General features: G+C 49.9%; 1 pseudogene. It reads right to left on the bottom strand.

Going from position 1 to position 417, the window contains the following annotated elements:
• Positions 1-354: pseudogene (locus tag ACO0LH_RS28555) on the bottom strand (transposase); the annotation flags it as partial.
• Positions 355-417 lie beyond the last annotated feature (63 nt).

The raw sequence follows: 417 nt of genomic DNA, 5'->3' as shown, positions 1-417 counted from the left end.
GAATTTCGCATTGCAGGGAAATCGGCCAGCAACTCTTGTTGCGCGTTATCCAGGCGTACTTCACATCGACTCCTTGGCGAAGTACGCTGTAGCTTTTTTTAGGATATCTCGCTCCATCTTGACCCGCACCAGTTCAGCACGTAGCCGGCTAATTTCCATTTGCTCGGCACTGACGGACTTGGCAGAAGCCATTGCAAGTTTGCCTTGCTCATCCGCCTTGACCCAATTGTGTAACGTTTGATCGGCTATCCCAAGTGTTTGAGCGACTGCGGCAATGCTTTGCCCACCTCGCACCAACCTGACCGCCTCAATCTTGAATTCCTGCGTATAGCGTGCTCGTTTGTTTTGTGACATGCTTCTCTCCTTCACTGAATTTTAAACCCTCAGTAAGGGATACATTTTTTGCGGGCAAGCTCA

The sequence above is a fragment of the Undibacterium sp. TJN19 genome (genome assembly GCF_049339485.1).
Taxonomy (GTDB): Bacteria; Pseudomonadota; Gammaproteobacteria; order Burkholderiales; family Burkholderiaceae_D; genus Undibacterium.
This window is presented reverse-complemented; position numbering and strand designations above follow the sequence as displayed.